Below are 13,275 nucleotides of genomic sequence, written 5' to 3' on the forward strand. Positions count from 1 at the left end.
TTAAATATTATGCGTTTAAAACATTTTTTTAAGTTTAGTATGATTGTTGCAATTATGCTAACATTTGCCTGCCGTAAAGACACTCAACTGTTTAAATATGAGCAAATCAATGATATAAAAATTAAGGATGCGGTAACAGATTTTACGGTAGCTCAGCTTGATTCGCTGATTATCACGCCAACATTTGTGGAAACAATGCCTGCGGGTGATTCATTTAGCTACAGTTGGACGATTGATTCCAAAGTAATCGCTGAATCCAAAAATTTGCGTATAAAAGTAACCTTAAGTCCGGGTACTTATACAATGATTTATAAAGTGACAAGTAAGATCAATGGTGTTTACACATTACAGCGTTATGTCATTACGGTAACAGGAATTTATCCGGACGGTTGGTATGTAGTCAATAGCAAGGATGCAAAAGGCAAAGTTTCTTTGATCCGGACGGATGATGTGATTTTTGACAATCCTATGGAAGTGGCCAATAATAAAACCTATCCAGGAAAACCGTTGGGCTTATATAATTTTGGGAAAGGTGGTTTCTTTTATTATTTCACTGACCAAGATGTATATCGGTTTAACATGAACGACTGGCTGGAGCTTGGTGATAAAAGTTCTATACTTCCGAATTTGGCCACACCTCTTCCGTTTAAAAATGCACCGGTTTTTATAATGAATACCTCGAAATTTGACCAGTTTATTGTTGCAGATGGTGGCCTGTATGCTGGCATTTCAGGAGCAATTTCAGACAACGTTAAGCCTTTCAGCCAACGCATTCCTGGTGATTATGACTTATTCCCGGGTGTGTTTCCGAACACTTATAACCTGACCTATTTTTATGATAATGCCAAAATGCGCTTTATGCGAATGGGTATTTTCTCAAGAATTCTGGAAGTTGCACCTAAAACAACAACAAGCTCGTTTGATATGGCAGATGTGGCCAGAAAAATGATTGCATATGATCGTGGCATTTCAACGCTATTTGAAGAAGAAATTGAGTGGTATTTCATCATGGAAGATAATGACGGCCGTTATTTAATGTCCTTGACATATGATGCCTTTGGCAACACCCTTCCTGGGGTTAATCAACAAATGGTAAACAGTCCGGAAATTGGTAGTGCAAATAAATTTGCAACTTCCTCCATCTTAAAACAACTTTATTATACTGTTGGTAATAGGGTGTATTTGTACGACATACTTGCAAAATCAGCACGTTTGATTTACACTTTCCCTATGGGTTATATCATCAAGGATATCGAGATGCAGCGAAGCACAAGTAAACAACTGGTGATTGGTGTCAATAATGGCGCAGCGGGTGAAGTTTATTATTTCAGCATCAACGCGCAGGGAGAATTTGACAATAGTACTTATGCTAAGAAGTATATCGGCTTTGGCGATATTATACAAATTGCTCCCGCCAGACAAAACCTGTAGACCATTCACAGAATTTAAAGAAAATTGTTAATATCCAATCAAAATGAAAAAAATATCTTTGCTTATTGCCTTCCTGGCTATAGGATCCTCAGTATACAGTCAGCAGGCAGAACCGGCCTATAAGGCAAGTCTTGATTCTTTGAAGATCTTCATCGATCCTTTAAAAAAGGAAGCCATTCTTAACCGCCTGGTCAAAGCCCATCCGAACAATGGTTTTGACCAGTATAAAGCTTTACTGGCAGATAATTTTGTTGTTGCAAAAAACTCGGCAAAAGCTTTATTCCACTTTAACCAGATTGCAGAAACCGCACGGATCATGTATGTTGGATCGTTGGCGACAGGAATGATGGCCTTCGATTTGAAAGCTGCAGAAGCTTTAATTGAGCAAGAACTGGCAAATTCAACAAATGCTCCTGAAGACCGGCAGTTTTTGTTGCATCTGTTTAGTCAGGTGATGGATAAGCAGGGAGACTACAAAAAAGCCTTTGCTGCTATCAAAGAATGTTATGGGCAGGCAGTAAGAAAAACTGCGGGCCTGACCGCGGAGTATTATTATTTGATGAGCAAAACTGGCGGATACAAGGAAGCGTTTCCAGAGCTGGAAAAAGCAGTGCTGGCAGGTTTGGCCGAGTATGATTATAAGGCTGAACTGAAAAATGCTTACGAAAAAGTGAATCCCGGAAAGGATTCAAATACTTACCTGACGGCTTTAATCAATCAGTTTGAAGAAAAATATAAAGCCGAAATAGTGGCGAAAATGATTGCCGAAAAGGCTCCGGAATTTAAAGTTAAAGACCTTAGCGGAAAAGAAGTGTCTCTGTCAGACTTTAAGGGGAAAACGATTGTCCTGGACTTTTGGGCTACCTGGTGCGGGCCTTGTAAGAAATCTCTTCCGGCGATGCAAATGATGGTTAACAAATACAAGGCTGACCCAAATGTAAAGTTTCTGTTTATACATACCTGGGAAACTGCTGCTGATCCTAAATCAGATGCGGTGAATTACTTGTTGACCCATAATCTGGACCTGCCCTTATATATGGATGTTAAAGACCCGGAAACGAAGAAAAATCCTGCGGTTTCTTCATTTGGGGTGAAGGGTATCCCTGCAAAGTTTGTAATTGACGGCATGGGTAAAATACGCTTTAAATCGAGTGGGATGTTGTGGCCAAATGAGGCCGCAGTTAAGGAGCTCTCTGCGATGATAGAGTTGTCTCGTTAAAATGTCATTATCCGAAGATGGGTAAACAATGATAGCAATGTGTTTATCTACATCTCTTTGAAAAAGAGCATTTCTCTAGTAGGGATGATTTTGTAGATTTATCACTAGCAAAATCATCCCATTTAGACAAAAAACGAATTTTTTCGGATTAGTCATTTTTGTATTTTGTAAACCCATTTTCTGCCCATACTTGCGTTAAAGGCTTATCTCTCCTTTCCTGATTGGTGTAACACCGTTTGTAACGAAGTTTGAAATCTCTACTAAGGGGCTCACTATGAAATAGTGTGTCCAAGTTTGCAATTTTCTTCAAATCATCCAAAAACTGGTTCGAGAATAGTCCGGTAAAGGGCACAACTTTCCCATATGGGAAAATGAAGAAAATTCTAATAGAAGCCTTGGAGAAATCCAGGGCTTTTTCGTTCTAACTGTTAATCTATCGCCCTTTGAATATGTGATAAACTCGGAGATCAGTTATTATTCTCCCGCCTGTTTGAGGGCAGCGGCGTAAAGGGTATCAGAAACGCGGAAGTCCGTTTGCTTCATCTTGTCGATGACCGGCTTGATCAATGGGACAGCTCCGGTGGGGCTATTTGAACTCATCTGCTAGGTCTTCTTCTGTATACTGGAAGTAAGCTACATTGAAACTGGCCAGTACTGCCGGGAAGTCCCATTTTCTCATGCCACACATTTCAGCGGCTTGCCCCAAAGTGAGTTTACCCGCTTCATACAGTTTGGCCGCAATGAGCTTCAGTGTCTGATCACGCTCTTTATCAAGGGCATCGGGAAGTTCTAACGTCAGTGTTGTCATGATATAAAGATACGGGTTTATCAAATTTAAAACAAAATGTGTGCCGCCGGATCAACGGCAAACTAATTTATGAATCATGCAACATCATACTTTCTAAAATCAGAAGCCAAGTTCCATATGGTAAAGTCAAACTTTACAGACTTCCGATATGGGATCGGATAAAATGGCTAGGATTCTGATGGCTGGAAAAGATGAAATCGGCGATTAGGAAATGATCGGCGCGTATTTCGCATGTTTTGGATATAGTCCCTCATTCCTGCAACAATCTTTAAATCTTCGATAAACTGATTCGTTCGGAATATATCGTGGAGCACTGAAAGCCTCAGAGAAATCTGGGGCTTTTTTGTATTTGAAAACATTTGTCTGCGAATTCACAATTCATGAATTGTGAATCTGGATACGAAACTCCCCCCAAGCAACTTGTCTTTTTTTAAATTTTATTCTGCACCGAGTGCTTCAAGCAGGTCCTCTTTGATGAAAACCCATTGCTTCCCGCGAAGGCAAATTGGATTGAGATCTGGATCGGCCTTATCAAAATTGGAAAAATTTTTCCGGATCTGATTTGGATCATGTGTCCACTCAAAACGCTGACGGTGTAGATCAATCATAGAGTTGATTGAATATTGGGACAGCAACTCATGCACGTCCCAGAAATCTTTTTTACGTCCACCTCTTTGAATGATATCTATTTTCATAGCAATAATCTCTTCTATCGTAGCCATTCGAACACGTTCTGACTCGAGATATGGTTGGAAGAATGGATCCATGGAATAATACACATCAAGTTTGACTACATGATCTTGGTCAGTTCCAATTAAGTAGGATTTCCCCAGAACGTGGTTGCCGCCAAAATCTCCACGCACATATGCAAAACTGTTTTTTAGACATGCCTCAATAGCATTGAAATCTATGGAGCCATAGGGTGCATCGGTAAACAGGTCAATATCTATCGAGATCCTATGTCCCAGATGAAGACTCAATGCTGTACCCCCAACGAGACGGAAACTTGCGAATTCTTCCTTTTCCATCAGCAACAGCAAGCTGTCTTTTAAGGTTTCGTTGACTGTATTCCAATACATCCTATTTTGGTTTTATATTCCTCATCACAGGAAGATTATTGCCTGCAATTTTATCGCTGCCAATAATGGATTTAACTTTTTCTTTTCCATAGAAGTTCAGAATTTCCTGTTTTTCCTCATCATTTCCACGCTCAAATACACGTTCAATTATTGATCTATATTGATCTTTCCAATTGATCTGATCGAAATCTGTATCCCAGAAAAGGATTTTGCGTATAATAGTAAGATCGGGATGATCCTGTTGCTTATGTTTTTCCCTCTCAATTTCAAAATACGCCTGCAATAGATGCATAGTCCCCTCTTCTAATCCCAGTGCTTTATCAATTTTTAAAGATAATGCAGTTGGTATACTACGATTGCCTTTCGTGATATCGTTAATTGTCTGTGGATATATCTGTAATGACAATGCAAATGGACGTTTCTTAAGATTCCGTTTTTTTAGCTCGCGCGCCAGAATCATACCAGGGTGAATACCTTTATATCTTTCAAGTGCCGTTTCCATGATACAAATGTAAACAAAAATGATTATATGTTGGATTTTACAATATCTCTTAATTTTTGTTTACTAAACTAATTGATCTATTGAAGTAATTCCATCTGTTGTTCAAAATGGCTCTAAACGCTAATTCCATATGGTAAATTACATTTTGTTCAGTTTCCCACCTGGGAAGGCCCATTTCTATGATTATCTATTATTTATAAATAAGTTAAAATCAGCCTTTTCGCAGCTTTAAACGGGTATTTCGCATGTTTTGGATATAGTCCCTCATTCCTGCAACAACCTTTAAATATTCGATAAATTGATTCGTTCGGAATATATCGTGGAGCACTTCACCGGAATGAAATTTTTCAAGAAATTTTATTCCGGTTTTTTTATGCCGTAACTTATTGTTAATGTGGTAGATAAGTTGCGCCGCGCGGTTCATTTTTGCGGTTCGATGAATTTCGCCGTCAAAAAACCATTTTTCAAGGTAGATCGAACTAATAATGGGGCGTTTTATGTCAGAATCGGCCCCTGCATAGAATTCAGGCAGCTGTTTGAGATTTTCGACCGCATTAGCTACCAATTCCTCAATATCGAGTTCATCCGAATCTTCGCTATTGACTTTTTTGAGTTTAGCTTTAGCTCTGGCAATCGAATTTTCGCAGTCTTTCTTGATATATCCTTTTTCCCAGAGTAAAGGTCATGTCAGGGAATTCATTTTCCGGCTCAGAATAAACGGACGCAAATTAGGGAGGATGGTGAGAAAGTTCAAAAGAGGTGTTTCATGGCGGAAGGAATTTTAGGTGAAATCTGATGAGGTTCTTAATTTTTTTATCTAAACCCAAATATTTTCACTCGGTGGTTGACATTTAAAATTAATTTGTACTTTGCGCTGCTCTTGTTACGCAATCATATGAATCTAAATCTTACTGCTTTCGCTCTCCATCGCTTTTTGTTTCTTTACTATTAGTCCTCAGCTTAGGTATTTCCTGTCGGAAAGAACTTACTGATCCCGATGTTGCACCAACTTCAAAACGTTCCAACCAGAGATCGAACGTCTTGAAGTGGAGCGAGACAAAAAATGGTAAATGTAAATATGGATTATTTCCCAGTTAAAATTTCAACTTTACCTGTTGTAAACGGCGTTCGATTGACGGCAAAGCAGTTTCTGTCACATGTTAGGCGAAATATCGACTCATTTACAGGTGGTGAGGGAGTTTTTCAACCTTATAATAATTTTGGGGTAAATGATACTCAGCTGTGGAATTCAAATAACCCCAAAGGAGCTTTAATGGCGCTAAATCTGTCACTGTTGGATGACGCAACAGTGGTTACATCTTACGCGAGTGACGAATCATGGACGTTTACAACGATCTACGACCCAATGTATCATAGCCACCCCGTCAGTGGTAATCGGGATTTTGGCTACGACTTGAATGCAGATGGCAGTTTTATGTTCTTTACACGCGGAGTTGATCGCTTGACAAATGCAGACGCTACGGTTTTGCAGGCTATTTCTGACTTTTTTATGGACGAGGGATTCGGGCCTTTGCAAAGGGGGGATGCCTTGTGGGAAACGTTTCAGAATCACATCGTCAATTTCGTAAACAGTCATGGCGGTAGTGCTACCTTAGTTAGTCCGGTGATTTATCGGCCGAACTGGGCCGATGTAAAAGACGTGATTGAGGGAAAAAAGCCGATACATACTCTTTCAAAAGATTGTCCGTAATAGATTGTCCGTAATAACAGATGAGAATAGCTTATTATTTTTTATGGTTTCTGAGTGTCCTTCAACTGCTGGCACTTTTTGTGGTGCCCTTCGGCGGTGTTCGAGCAATCGTTGATTCACTCGCTACAGGTAAATTTTCCCAGCCAGAGTATGCTGCGTCGTATTTCTTATTGCTAAACAGAATCCTGGCTTACCTGTACCATGCTAGTTTGTTTCTGGCGATATTAACCCCCCTGGCTTACAAGATAGAAGCTCGGCGAAAATATAAGTACGGCATTGTCCTGGCACTGATAGCGTTGGTAGTACAGGTTTCTGGCTACCGGCTGCTGGTCTTACTGGCAACGTGATCATCACTTGTCTTCTACTAACATAGGTTTACAGTTTTTGAGATAAATTTATTTCAAAAAATGAATGGAAGTTATTCCTGGACAGTCATTCCAGTTGAAAAAAGAGATGAATACATGGCGGCGCTGGAACAGGCCAGCATTGGTCAGGACATTGGTGCATTTGCTAAGTTTCTTGGACATCTTGTCCAGGAAGGAATGAAAGGAAAGCCGACGGCCTCACTTCCGGAAAGTTGATGACTAATTTTTAGGCTGCATTGCCAGAAACATTGGCACTTACTGATCTTCCGCATCGGTATTTCCAGAAGCGTTGCCTGATAGGTCTCCTGAAAGGTCGTCGACGTCTTGTTGCTCGTTTTGGTGCAGATCTGATTTTCCTTCTGATCGGCTTTCACTTCCAGCTTCGTCACCGGTGAACGGAGTATAATGTTTCTGTTGATTTTCAGCCTGTCCTGTTGGTTCATGCTGATTTTGGGGATTTGGGGTATTGTGCTCGTTTTCCATAATGTTCTTAGTTGTGGTAGTTGAATTAACAAGCGGTACCGGATAAGGTTTCAAATTTCATGCGCGATTATTTACACTTACGAAAAAGTGTATAAATAACCTGATCTTTCAGCCCAGCGTTGCTATATTAGGATAATAACTAATATTAATGCTTTCAATATACGTTATATCGTCTCTCAATCTGAACGCTCTTAACTATGCTTACAAGTCTAAAATCAGTTTCAAATGCGGTTGCAGTAGTTTATCTACTTATTTCTGAAATAGGGGTAAAGGTGAGTTTTGTTGCTATCCTGGTTTTGCCGGGTGTTGTTTTTTCGCAAGGCGTGGCCAGTATTACGGGAAAAGCTACTAAGTTGAAGGATGGTGCTCAACTAATGTTTACCGAGTTTGACCCTTCTAATCTTGATAACCCCAGAACATACACATTGACCGTAAGTAGTGGATCTTTTAAAGGAGATATTTCAACAGGCCATGGCGATATGTTTACATTGAAAATGGATAAGGAAAGCCATCGGCTATATCTTGCCCCAGGGCCTATTTCTATTGAATTACCTGATAGCACACTAAAAACCATTAAGATTGATGGAAGCCAGCCTTATGTTGATTTTTTAAACCGTGATAGTGCTCGTATGAGCCAGCCATTCTATCAGACACTGCGCACAGCTTACCGCGAAGTCAGTAATGGCAAAGATCCCGATAGTCCGGAAATCTTAAGGAAGTTGGATTCCATAAATTTTATTTACAAGGAAAATTTGGCCAAATTTGAGTTGAGATGGTTACAGACTTCCACATCTGGGATCAATACCCGTTTGCTATACGACAATCTCGCACGGCTGTCTGGAAGCGAGGTTCAAGCATATTTTTCTCGGATAGAAAAGAATGCACAGGATAACAACTGCGGTAGATATATAAAGTTCCGCCTTGATAGCCTTTCTATAAATTCTGTTGCGCCAGAATTTGTATTACAGGATACGGCAAAGAAGGAGCATCATCTTACAAGTTACCGCGGGAAATATGTCCTTTTGGATTTTTGGGCTTCATGGTGCGTGCCCTGTCGTGCCGAAAATCCTGCGTTACGGGCCCTGTACCAAAAATATAAGGGGGGCAATTTTGAGATTATAGGTGTGTCTCTCGACTCTGATAGGGCTTCCTGGATAAAAGCGATCGGTGATGACGACCTGCCTTGGGTGCACCTCTCTGATCTCCAGGGTTGGAAAAACAAAGTTTCAAGGAAATACCAGATCAGAAGTATACCTTCAAATGTATTGATATCGCCGGAGGGAAGGATTATAGCTACGAATCTTAAAGTTTCTGATTTGGAAGATGAGCTTATAAAACAGGCAGCTCAGATTAAACAATTCATCTATAACCTTAATCCCAATGATACCACTTATTTGCGGATTGCTAACGGAATAATTTTATCTGGAGATTATTTGGTTAAAGATTATGAAGGGTTAGCGCGCGTTAGAGTTTTCGAGGATATTGTGAAGCTAGGACTCCCTACAGAAAAGCCTGTGATGATTTTACAACTCCAGACAACAGGTTTTGAAGATAAGGTAGATAGCCTGTTATACGCCGACCCAGGTTTTATCGAAGATTTCAAATTGCCACTATATTTACAACTTCCTATCGCTTTAAACGGAAGGTTGGTCACATTGCAATCAAAACATAAGGCACTAAATAACATAGATTTTAATAGCATAGTTAAGGTGGAGTATTTGCCGACTAGTAATCCTAAAGTCAATCGCAAATTAACCCCATTTGGAGTTATTAACGTAATAATTTCAAAATAGGTTCTTCTAAAGAGCTTTAGATAAGATGAGTGCCACGTGGGTAAAATTAGGCTTACGGACTTCCCGTAGCGGATAAAGTAATCAGTTCGTGTTAAGCCACTGTTAAGTGGTGCCTGGCTTGCTTCGCTGGTGTTCTGGTCGCCTGCAAAAAGCGGATCAAAGAGAGCGAACTGACAATTGTTGATGGGGATATTAAAAGTCTCGCCAAATTCCTTGAACAAAATACGTTAAGTACTCCAAACTATACAAAGGATCAGGCAATCCGTTCTCACTGATTTAATAAGAACGCCTCACCTATACTAGTGACATCGTCGGCGGCGTTGGAGAGAATTACGATTCCAAATTTCTTTTTGCTGTCGAATCCAACAAAAGATCTGAATCCACCGGTACCGCCTGAGTGATGCAGATAATCTGATGTTACGCCTTTATTAATCCTCCAACCTAACGCCATATCTTGGGTTCCTCCTGCAAAGGTGATTTGATGACTGGTTTCTATAGCCCTTTCTAAGGGGCTCTTGCTGCCAAGCTGGGCCCGCACATATTTGATCATATCGTTCAGCGTGGATTTGATTGCGCCGGATCCCTTTAAAGCTCCAAGGTCCCATGGCGATGCTGGTTTGCCTTGCTCGTCGTAGCCTTGCGCAAGGCAGTCTGGGTAACCCTGAGGTGTGGTTGGCAAGGTGAATGAGTTTCAAAGGATTGCCCTGGAAAGCTAATTGCGGAATATCTGTGGGTAAATACCTGTTCACGGGATCTTCTAATTTCATCTTGCCGGCAGTAACTGCCTTGGCTAGGAGTAATGCATTGAAGGTTTTTGTTACTGAGCCGATTTCAAAGATTGTTAGCTCCGGATCAGGCAACTGCTCTTTTAGCTTGTTTACCGAACCATAGCTATATCTGTAAATGTTCCCTCGATCAATGATGGCTATAGTGATACCGCAGGTGTTGCCTTTTTGAATATAGGGCCTAACTAATCTTTCCACGTGCAGGTCTATGGAATCCTTGAGTGGGTTATTTGAGGCGACTTGTTCTTGCTTAGCTGGAATTTGGGTTGCAACCTGCGCGAAATTTAAGCGGTTAATCTTACCGTCTTGATCTAGCTTAATGGAAACGATTTGATCTGATTTATCAAAGGAACATAGATAATCCGAGCCTTTGTCGGTCTGACCTTTGAATGTGATGCTATTCCACTGACCGGTCTTGGCATAAAACTTTGCCATACCCTCCTGAAATTGAAACTGAGTCATTTTCTTATGAAACTCTGCAGAGGTGTTTTTGTAAATTTTTTCGGGTTGTTGCAGGTTGTAATGCAGGCGAACCTGGTTCAAAAGGGAGTCGGTAAGTGTATTTCTTTGGCCGAAACCGGAGATGGTGCATAAAATCAATCCCACGGAAGCAAGGGTTAAAAGAAAATCTTTTTTTATAGTCATCATGTCAAAACATTTAATAGGGGTAATGATTAGACGTTTAAATTCTACATCTGTTACTGTTTATTTTTAAGCCTTTGGTTTCTGCTGGATGGTCCCAATTGTAAAAGTTGGATGAGCAACGCTGTCCAATCAATGCTTTACTTTGTCTCCATAGCTTATTCATATAATAAAATTCATTATGAAAATTTTAGTAGTTGGAGGAACTGGGCTGATCGGTAAAGGCGTCAGCAAAAAATTGACCGAAGCAGGTCATGAAGTGATTATTGGCTCGCCATCAAATGGCATAGATGTCGTTTCGGGCGAAGGTCTGGCGGAAGCTCTGGAGGGTACAGATGTGGTGATCGACCTGTCTAATTCTGCATCACCCGACGATCAAACGGCTTTGAATTTTTTCCGTGCTGCGGGTAAAAATCTTGCGTCTTTAGAGCACAAGGCGGGCGTAAAGCATCATATTGTGCTGTCGATAGTCGGTACGGACCGTGCCACCTATATCGGTTACCTTCAAGCAAAAAAGGAGCAGGAGGATAACATTAAAAACTCGGGTGTTCCTTACACCATCATTCGATCCACGCAATTTCATGAGCATATGGCTACTTTGATTGCTGTTCAGGGCAACGAGACCGAGGTGAACATCTCAACCGTGGATTACCAGCCCATAGCAGCAGCAGACGTCGTAAATTTTGTCGTGCAACTGTCGCTAGAAGAGCCAAAAAATGGCACGGTCGAGATCGCCGGCCCGGAACGAGCCTTGATGACTGAGTTCGTTCAAAAATATATTCAGGATAGAGGCGAGAGTAAAGTCCTTGTATCAGATGATGATAACAAGTACATGTTTTACGAGATCCCGAAAGATCTTTTGGTGCCGCTTGGCGAATTTCGCTCTGGTCTGATCACTTTTAGCGACTGGCTTAAGTCTAACTGAAATCTTGAGTTATATCGCCTGTGCGAGAATGTGCATAAACTTTTCCATCTCAACACTGTCAAGCGATGCAAAGCCGACCCTAATCCCATTTATGGTATTAGAGTAACGATGTAGACTGCCGTCATTCATATAGATGCCTTTCTCGTACAGGCGTTTGGACAATTCTGTTATGGAGTAATCATTAGGAAAAATGATCCAGACCGCCATGCCCCCCTGTGGAATCGCAAATCGGACAAGGTCTCCCACGGAAGCCTTTAAAAGTTTGCAGAACTGGTCGCGCCGCTGACGGTATATTTTCACCGACCTGTTTAAATGGCGTTGCATTTCCCCCGTACTGAAAAGATGGGCTACAGACTCTTCAAATAGAACGTCGCCACGTATTTCCATCAACTGCTTAAATTTTGATGCTTGCCGTATGAAATCTTCGGTTCCAACCAGATAGCCCAGCCGGATCGAAGGTGCTAAGGTTTTGGAGATAGAGCCAGCATAAAGCACAAAGCCGTTGTGATCTGCACTGGCTAAGGGCAAAATCGGACTGTTGTTATAATGGAAATCATAGTCGTAATCATCTTCTATAACCGGCAGCTGATATTTGCGTATAATATTCAACAATTGCATTCTCCTCTGTGCACTAAGGGTTACGGTAGTCGGATGGTGATGGTGCGGAATAATGTATAAGAGATCTGGCCGGGATCTGCTGCAGATTTCTTCTATCGCATCCACGTCGATGCCGTTCTCGTCGACTTTTACTTTTAATAATGTTGCCCCTAATTGTTCAAACAGCTTGTCTGCCAATACATAGCTCATCTCCGCAACGATAACCGTACTCCCTGGTTGTAAGATCATGCTTGCCGCTATATAAATCGCTGGTTGCGCCCCCTGCGTAATCAGCACATTCTCGCTTTCAATGCTTAGCGCGCGCGTTTTTGATAAGAAATTGGCTAATTCCCTTCGCAACGAGGTACTCCCGGCTGCGTTGCCAGTCAATTGCGGCCCGAGCAAATAGCTCTTAGTTAGTAAGCTTTTGTAACGATTGATGATCGAATTAATTGGTGCCAGTCTTTGGTCGGGATAGCCGTCATTGACCATTAAATGATACGGCTTTACCTCCCGATGCGGAGGCCGGTCGAAACTTATCTGGCGATAAAAATCGGATTTGGCGGGAATCTTTGTTGTCGGCAGGTTGCCTGATCTGAAAGACATGGGATCCGGCACAGGCAATTGCCTTGAGACAAACATTCCTTTTTTTCCTATGACCTCCAGCCATCCCTGCGCTCTGAGCTCATCATAGGCGGCGATCACCGTTGTGCGATTAAGTTTGATCATAGCAGCCATATTCCGGCTGGAAGGTAGTTGATGTCCCGGCTTAATTTTACCATTCCTGATCAGAACAACAAGTGCGTTAGCCAATTGGCTGAAAATCGGCGTAGTTGAAGTTCTGTCAATTTTTATCAGGTTGCTGAAAGGTAACGTCTGGATGGTCATTACGATGGTTTTCTGGGAATAAGACCATCCAATTTAAGGGTAATTCT

The 13,275-nt window shown here is 41.3% G+C and carries 14 protein-coding genes and 1 pseudogene; 7 read left to right on the top strand and 8 right to left on the bottom strand.

Features of this window, described 5'->3' with window-relative positions:
- Positions 1-9: 9 nt before the first annotated feature.
- The gene (locus QEP07_RS14290) at positions 10-1,431 is read left to right on the top strand and encodes a PKD-like family lipoprotein (protein WP_285010842.1); all 1,422 of its coding nucleotides are present in this window, start codon (positions 10-12) and stop codon (positions 1,429-1,431) included.
- Positions 1,432-1,474: 43 nt separating this feature from the next.
- A complete protein-coding gene (locus tag QEP07_RS14295; RefSeq protein ID WP_285010843.1) occupies positions 1,475-2,650 on the top strand; it encodes a TlpA family protein disulfide reductase in 1,176 nt (391 codons plus the stop codon).
- Between the two features lie 474 nt (positions 2,651-3,124).
- On the opposite strand, the gene QEP07_RS14300 is transcribed toward QEP07_RS14295, so the two are convergent.
- The 4 genes from QEP07_RS14300 to QEP07_RS14315 all read right to left on the bottom strand — a co-directional run bounded on the left by QEP07_RS14300 (position 3,125) and on the right by QEP07_RS14315 (position 5,039).
- Positions 3,125-3,250, bottom strand: coding sequence for a DUF3368 domain-containing protein (locus QEP07_RS14300; protein WP_285010844.1), 126 nt, complete (start codon positions 3,248-3,250; stop codon positions 3,125-3,127).
- A complete protein-coding gene (locus tag QEP07_RS14305; RefSeq protein WP_256007207.1) occupies positions 3,237-3,458 on the bottom strand; it encodes a UPF0175 family protein in 222 nt (73 codons plus the stop codon). Before QEP07_RS14305 ends, QEP07_RS14300 begins: the two co-directional genes overlap by 14 nt.
- A gap of 437 nt (positions 3,459-3,895) precedes the next feature.
- Positions 3,896-4,537: a nucleotidyl transferase AbiEii/AbiGii toxin family protein gene (locus tag QEP07_RS14310; protein ID WP_285010845.1), complete on the bottom strand. Its 642-nt coding sequence runs from the start codon at positions 4,535-4,537 to the stop codon at positions 3,896-3,898.
- 1 nt (position 4,538) lies between these two features.
- Positions 4,539-5,039 (bottom strand): helix-turn-helix transcriptional regulator, encoded by a 501-nt coding sequence (locus tag QEP07_RS14315; RefSeq protein WP_285010846.1) that lies wholly within the window; start codon positions 5,037-5,039, stop codon positions 4,539-4,541.
- Positions 5,040-6,117: 1,078 nt separating this feature from the next.
- Here QEP07_RS14315 and QEP07_RS14320 point away from each other — a divergent pair.
- From QEP07_RS14320 to QEP07_RS14330, 3 genes are read left to right on the top strand one after another with little or no spacing between them, the layout of a single operon-like run.
- Positions 6,118-6,750, top strand: a complete 633-nt coding sequence (locus QEP07_RS14320; protein WP_285010847.1) for a hypothetical protein — start codon at positions 6,118-6,120, stop codon at positions 6,748-6,750.
- A gap of 20 nt (positions 6,751-6,770) precedes the next feature.
- The gene (locus QEP07_RS14325) at positions 6,771-7,097 is read left to right on the top strand and encodes a hypothetical protein (RefSeq protein WP_285010848.1); all 327 of its coding nucleotides are present in this window, start codon (positions 6,771-6,773) and stop codon (positions 7,095-7,097) included.
- 60 nt (positions 7,098-7,157) lie between these two features.
- On the top strand, positions 7,158-7,331 hold the full coding sequence (locus tag QEP07_RS14330; protein WP_285010849.1) for a hypothetical protein: 174 nt from the start codon (positions 7,158-7,160) through the stop codon (positions 7,329-7,331).
- Between the two features lie 39 nt (positions 7,332-7,370).
- Here the strand turns inward: QEP07_RS14330 and QEP07_RS14335 are convergent, their stop codons facing one another.
- Positions 7,371-7,598 carry a hypothetical protein gene (locus QEP07_RS14335; protein ID WP_285010850.1) on the bottom strand — a complete coding sequence of 76 codons (228 nt, stop codon included), beginning with the start codon at positions 7,596-7,598 and terminating at the stop codon, positions 7,371-7,373.
- Between the two features lie 197 nt (positions 7,599-7,795).
- On the opposite strand from QEP07_RS14335, the gene QEP07_RS14340 reads away from it, so the two are divergent.
- Positions 7,796-9,391 carry a TlpA disulfide reductase family protein gene (locus QEP07_RS14340; protein ID WP_285010851.1) on the top strand — a complete coding sequence of 532 codons (1,596 nt, stop codon included), beginning with the start codon at positions 7,796-7,798 and terminating at the stop codon, positions 9,389-9,391.
- A gap of 268 nt (positions 9,392-9,659) precedes the next feature.
- Here QEP07_RS14340 and QEP07_RS16560 read toward each other — a convergent pair whose 3' ends face one another.
- Complete coding sequence (locus QEP07_RS16560; protein ID WP_350223380.1) at positions 9,660-10,070, bottom strand: serine hydrolase; 411 nt, start codon at positions 10,068-10,070, stop codon at positions 9,660-9,662.
- Positions 10,039-10,824 (bottom strand): annotated as a pseudogene (locus tag QEP07_RS14345) (serine hydrolase); the annotation flags it as partial. The gene QEP07_RS16560 and the pseudogene QEP07_RS14345, both read right to left, overlap by 32 nt.
- Positions 10,825-10,999: 175 nt before the next feature.
- Between QEP07_RS14345 and QEP07_RS14350 the strand changes: the two are divergent.
- On the top strand, positions 11,000-11,743 hold the full coding sequence (locus QEP07_RS14350) for an SDR family oxidoreductase (protein WP_285010853.1): 744 nt from the start codon (positions 11,000-11,002) through the stop codon (positions 11,741-11,743).
- Positions 11,744-11,752: 9 nt separating this feature from the next.
- Here QEP07_RS14350 and QEP07_RS14355 read toward each other — a convergent pair whose 3' ends face one another.
- Positions 11,753-13,228 carry an aminotransferase-like domain-containing protein gene (locus QEP07_RS14355; RefSeq protein ID WP_285010854.1) on the bottom strand — a complete coding sequence of 492 codons (1,476 nt, stop codon included), beginning with the start codon at positions 13,226-13,228 and terminating at the stop codon, positions 11,753-11,755.
- Positions 13,229-13,275 lie beyond the last annotated feature (47 nt).

The organism is Pedobacter faecalis, assembly GCF_030182585.1.
GTDB classification, from domain to species: Bacteria; Bacteroidota; Bacteroidia; order Sphingobacteriales; family Sphingobacteriaceae; genus Pedobacter; species Pedobacter faecalis.

Coding starts and splice junctions, on each gene's coding strand:
- QEP07_RS14290 (WP_285010842.1), top strand. CDS start 10: ATGCGTTTAAAACATTTTTTTAAGTTTAGTATGATTGTTGCAATTATG.
- QEP07_RS14295 (WP_285010843.1), top strand. CDS start 1,475: ATGAAAAAAATATCTTTGCTTATTGCCTTCCTGGCTATAGGATCCTCA.
- QEP07_RS14300 (WP_285010844.1), bottom strand. CDS start 3,250: ATGAGTTCAAATAGCCCCACCGGAGCTGTCCCATTGATCAAGCCGGTC.
- QEP07_RS14305 (WP_256007207.1), bottom strand. CDS start 3,458: ATGACAACACTGACGTTAGAACTTCCCGATGCCCTTGATAAAGAGCGT.
- QEP07_RS14310 (WP_285010845.1), bottom strand. CDS start 4,537: ATGTATTGGAATACAGTCAACGAAACCTTAAAAGACAGCTTGCTGTTG.
- QEP07_RS14315 (WP_285010846.1), bottom strand. CDS start 5,039: ATGGAAACGGCACTTGAAAGATATAAAGGTATTCACCCTGGTATGATT.
- QEP07_RS14320 (WP_285010847.1), top strand. CDS start 6,118: ATGGATTATTTCCCAGTTAAAATTTCAACTTTACCTGTTGTAAACGGC.
- QEP07_RS14325 (WP_285010848.1), top strand. CDS start 6,771: ATGAGAATAGCTTATTATTTTTTATGGTTTCTGAGTGTCCTTCAACTG.
- QEP07_RS14330 (WP_285010849.1), top strand. CDS start 7,158: ATGAATGGAAGTTATTCCTGGACAGTCATTCCAGTTGAAAAAAGAGAT.
- QEP07_RS14335 (WP_285010850.1), bottom strand. CDS start 7,598: ATGGAAAACGAGCACAATACCCCAAATCCCCAAAATCAGCATGAACCA.
- QEP07_RS14340 (WP_285010851.1), top strand. CDS start 7,796: ATGCTTACAAGTCTAAAATCAGTTTCAAATGCGGTTGCAGTAGTTTAT.
- QEP07_RS14350 (WP_285010853.1), top strand. CDS start 11,000: ATGAAAATTTTAGTAGTTGGAGGAACTGGGCTGATCGGTAAAGGCGTC.
- QEP07_RS14355 (WP_285010854.1), bottom strand. CDS start 13,228: ATGACCATCCAGACGTTACCTTTCAGCAACCTGATAAAAATTGACAGA.